Annotated in this window: 4 protein-coding genes; 3 read left to right on the top strand and 1 reads right to left on the bottom strand. The window is 73.1% G+C overall.

Annotation, left to right across the window (positions count from 1 at the left end; all coding sequences use genetic code 11):
* Both EHS43_RS39810 and EHS43_RS39805 read left to right on the top strand, forming a co-directional pair.
* Positions 1-609 (top strand): LamG domain-containing protein (locus tag EHS43_RS39810; RefSeq protein ID WP_148104225.1); only part of this gene is annotated, 609 nt, incomplete at its 5' end.
* 11 nt (positions 610-620) lie between these two features.
* Complete coding sequence (locus tag EHS43_RS39805; RefSeq protein WP_125195431.1) at positions 621-1,847, top strand: DUF4185 domain-containing protein; 1,227 nt, start codon at positions 621-623, stop codon at positions 1,845-1,847.
* Here the strand turns inward: EHS43_RS39805 and EHS43_RS39800 are convergent.
* Positions 1,783-2,808, bottom strand: coding sequence for a bile acid:sodium symporter family protein (locus EHS43_RS39800; protein ID WP_185806611.1), 1,026 nt, complete (start codon positions 2,806-2,808; stop codon positions 1,783-1,785). The two genes, EHS43_RS39805 and EHS43_RS39800, sit on opposite strands and share 65 nt — an antisense overlap.
* A 183-nt stretch (positions 2,809-2,991) precedes the next feature.
* Here EHS43_RS39800 and EHS43_RS39795 point away from each other — a divergent pair.
* Positions 2,992-3,818, top strand: an 827-nt coding sequence (locus tag EHS43_RS39795) for a LysR substrate-binding domain-containing protein (RefSeq protein WP_125195429.1), incomplete at its 3' end; no start/stop codon positions are given.

Genomic DNA, 3,818 nt, shown 5'->3' with positions numbered 1-3,818 from the left:
GTGCTCGGCGGCGCCCGTGAGCGGACCGGGGTCATCGGCGGCGCCCTGGGGTTCGACGGCGCCGACGACGCCGTACGCCTTCCGTACCGCGAGGAACTCCCGCTCGGTGCACGGGACTTCACCGCGTCCCTGTGGTTCCGGTACACGGCCGCGTCCGGGGAGCAGCCGCTGCTGTGGATGGGCGGCGTGGGCACCACCCAACCGCAGGTGTGGCTGCGCGGGGAGCCGGCGGACGGGCGGGTGCGCGGGCTGATCACCGTGCGGGAGGGTGCGACGGCCGTGCGGACCGCGACGGTGAGCGCGGACGGCGCCTGGAACGACGGGCGGTGGCATCATCTGGTCCTGCGCCGGGGCGGAGGCCGGCTGACCCTGTTCGTCGACGGTACGGCGACCGGCGTACCGGACGTGCCGGGATCGGTCAGCCGCAACGCGCCGTTCGGTGTGCACATCGGGCAACGCGTGGACGGCCGGGCCCACTTCACCGGAGCGATCGACGAAGTCCGGGTGTGGGGGCGGGCCCTGACCGACGCGGAGGTCACCGGCGCGCACGCCGGCTCCGCCGACAGCGTCCTGTGGCTGCCCATGGACCGGGTGGACGGCAGCCGCTAACGTCGCGACCCGTGCCCGAGGACGCACGAGCACGACAGCGCACCGGCACCGGCGTCGGTCTGCTGCTGGCGCTGGTGCTCGCAGCCGTGCTGCTCACCGCCCTCCCCGGCGGCGGCGGGCGGAACGGCGGCGACTGCGCGCCGCTGACCGTCGGCTCCTGGTCGGCACAGGACCGTCTCACCGGTGAGTTCGCCCGCTACGGCGACGACGGCGCCCGCGCCGACGACTGGACGGGCGGCGACGGCACCCACTCGGTGCGGCTGCCCGACGGGCGGCTGCTGTGGCTGTTCTCCGACACCTATCTCGGCCAGGTGTACGGCCCGCCCAACCCGTTCGGCGAGTCGCACGCCTGGCGCGACACCACCGCGCCCCTGGTGCGCAACTCGGCGGTGCTGATGCGCGGCGGCCACCTGGAGGCCACCCTTCCGGCCCCCCTGTTCCCGGACCCCGCTCCGAACCAGTGGCGCTGGCCGGTCGCCGCCCGTGTCGAACCCCGCTCCCCCGGCTCGGACGAGCAGGTCGTCAGGGTGCTGCTGTGGGTGCGGACGGCGGGCCCGTCCCCGTGGATCTACGGCGTCCCGACCGCCACCGAGGTCGCCACGCTCTCGCTGCCCGGCCTGCGCGTCGAGTCGGTCACGAGGATCCTGGACGAGCAGCGGGTCCAGGACCCGTCCCGGCGGGTGCTGTTCGGAACCACGCTGGTCGAGGACGGCGAGTGGACGTACGTCTTCGGCGGCGACGACGGCCGGGCCGCGTCCCGTCCGGTCTCCTCGGCCCATGTGGCCCGGGTGCCGAGGGGCGGGCTGGCCGAGCCGGGCGCCTGGGAGTACTGGGACGGCTCGCGGTGGACGACCGGCGCCCGTCCGCGCCCGGTGCTCGGGGACGGGCGGCGCACCGGGGTGGGCAGTGCCTTCTCCGTCGTACGGCAGGACGGGACGTACGTGCTGTTCACGATGGCCGCGGGGACGAAGGGGCTCGCGGCGGTGACCTCGTACTGGTCCTGCTCCCCCACCGGGCCGTGGCACGGTCCGGAGGAGGACTTCACGCCGTCCCTGCCCTCCGGTCAGGTCGCCGCCTACAACCCGCAGGCGCACCCCGAACTCAGCGGAGGGGGCCGGCTGGTGCTCAGCTACGACGTCAACTGGCTGGAGACGAGCCTGGCTTCGGCCGAGCTCAGCCGGAACGTGTCGTTGTACCGACCGCGGTTCGTGACGCTGCGGCTGACCCGGCCGCGCTGACCTTCCCGGGCTCCTCCGTGACGGGGTCGTGCGAGCGGCGCTTGGCGATCACCGCGCAGACCATCAGCTGCATCTGGTGGAAGAGCATCAGCGGCAGCACGGCGAGCGAGGCGTGCGCGCCGAACAGGACGCTGGCCATGGGCAGTCCGGAGGCGAGGGACTTCTTCGAGCCGGCGAACTGGATGGCGATGCGGTCCTCGCGGCCGAAGCGCAGCGCCTTGGCGCCGTACCAGCTCAGGGCGAGCATCAGGGCGAGCAGGACGGCCTCGACGATCATGAGCCCACCGAGCCGGAGCGGGCTCACCTGGTGCCAGATGCCCTGGACCATGCCCTCACTGAACGCGGTGTAGACGACCAGCAGGATCGACCCGCGGTCGACGAGGCCGAGGATCTTCTTGTGCCGGGCGACGAAGGCGCCGATCCAGCGGCGCGTCAACTGGCCCGCCAGGAACGGCACGAGCAGCTGGAGCACGATCTTCAGGAGCGAGTCCGCCGAGAACCCGCCGCCGCTGCTGCCGAGCAGGGCGGCCGCGAGGAGCGGGGTGACGACGATGCCGACCAGGGAGGAGAAGGAGCCGGCACAGATCGCGGCGGGCACGTTGCCGCGGGCGATCGAGGTGAAGGCGATGGAGGACTGGATGGTGGAGGGGACCAGGGTGAGGAAGAGCAGGCCCTGGTAGAGCGGGTCGGTCAGGAAGACCGGCACGAGTCCGCGGGCGGCCAGACCCAGCAGCGGGAAGATCACGAACGTACAGGCGAGGACCGTGACGTGGAGGCGCCAGTGCCTCAGGCCGTCCAGGGCCTCACGGGTGGACAGGCGGGCGCCGTACAGGAAGAAGAGGAAGGCGATCGCCGCCGTGGAGGCTCCGGAGGCCACGTCCGCCGAGGTCCCGCGTGCCGGTACGAGGGCCGCGAGGGCCACGGTGCCGAGCAGCAGCAGGATGTACGGGTCGACCGGCATCCAGGCCGGCCACTTCAGGCGCTTCACGGTGCTCCACTTGCTCGTGTTCGACGACGGTACGGGCTCATGACGGACACCTCCCTCGGGGCGGAGGGTCCCCCTCCATCGTCCTCTCTCACTCCTTGATCGGGAATCCCGCATACCACTCTGACTGTTATCACGTTCCGCGATAATCTCGGGGTCATGTACGACCCGTCGCAGTTGCGGACGTTCCTGGCGGTGGCGCAGACCCTGAGTTTCACGCAGGCCGCCCGGCGGCTGGGGCTGCGCCAGTCGACGGTGAGCCAGCACGTGCGGCGGCTGGAGGAGGCCGCCGGGCGGCAGCTGTTCAGCCGGGACACCCACTCCGTGGAGCTGACGGAGGACGGCGAGGCGATGCTGGGGTTCGCGCGGCGGATCCTGGAGGTGCACGACCAGGCGACGGCGTTCTTCACGGGCACGCGGCTGCGGGGGCGGCTGCGCTTCGGCGCGTCGGAGGACTTCGTGCTCACCCGGCTGCCGGAGATCCTGGAGGGCTTCCGGTACGACCACCCCGAGGTGGACCTGGAGCTCACGGTCGAGCTGTCGGGCACCCTGCACGAGCAGCTGGCCGCCGGGAAGCTGGACCTCGTGCTGGCCAAACGGCGCCCGGAGGATCCCCGGGGCGAGCTGGTGTGGCACGACCGGCTGGTGTGGATCGGCGCGGAGCGGCTGCGCCCGGACACGGACCGCCCGGTGCCGCTGATCGTCTATCCGCCGCCGGGGATCACCCGGACGCTGGCCCTGGAGGCGCTGGAGCGGCAGGGGCGGGAGTGGCGGATCGTGTGCACCAGCGGCAGCCTGAACGGACTGATCGCCGCGGCGCGGGCCGGCCTCGGGGTGATGGCGCACTCCCAGGGGCTGGTGCCGCCGGGGCTGGTGCGGGTGCCCGAGCGCTTCGGGCTGCCGGAGCTCGGGCGGGTGGACTTCGTCCTGGTCCACGGCCGCCGGCGGACGGCCGCGCAGGGGGCGGCGGAGGCGCTCGCCTCGGC

Origin of the sequence: Streptomyces sp. RP5T, from assembly GCF_003933965.1 — a bacterium.
GTDB lineage: Bacteria > Actinomycetota > Actinomycetes > Streptomycetales > Streptomycetaceae > Streptomyces.
Note: the sequence above shows the minus strand (reverse complement) of the source record. Positions and strands in the feature narration are given on the sequence as shown.